Annotated in this window: 1 pseudogene; it reads right to left on the minus strand. The window is 54.8% G+C overall.

Annotated elements, in window-relative coordinates:
• Window positions 1-355, minus strand: a pseudogene (locus tag KW848_RS31385) (contractile injection system protein, VgrG/Pvc8 family); the annotation flags it as partial.
• Between the last annotated feature and the right edge of the window lie 37 nt (window positions 356-392).

The following is a 392-nucleotide window of genomic DNA, read 5'->3' on the forward strand; positions in this document are numbered from 1 at the left end:
GATGATTTGCGGCACGGTTAGATTCTGGAAGATCCGTTGGTTGTCGCTGAACTGCAAATAGTGCAACGCGGGGACCAAGGTCAGCTGATAACGGGTCAGGCGCTTACCCGCTTCGCCCACAAACACCCTCTTCGATACGCCCATGAATGCCTTCGCCATTGAGGCCAAACTGGAGAAACGCGGGCTGGCTGAGCAGACTTTCCAGATCGAAGTCCGGGTTTTCGCTGACCAGCTCAATACGCATCGCGTACAAGCTGCTGATGGCCTCAAGGCCCTCAAAGGCCAGCACCTTGAAGTCGTGACGAACCGAGGGGATCAGTAATGTGAAGTGCGCAGTATTGGCTGGCGCGAACATACGCTTATCCTTAAGCAGAAAGAGGTGAGCAGGACAC

It is taken from the genome of Pseudomonas sp. PDM25 (assembly GCF_019219045.1).
Lineage (GTDB): Bacteria > Pseudomonadota > Gammaproteobacteria > Pseudomonadales > Pseudomonadaceae > Aquipseudomonas.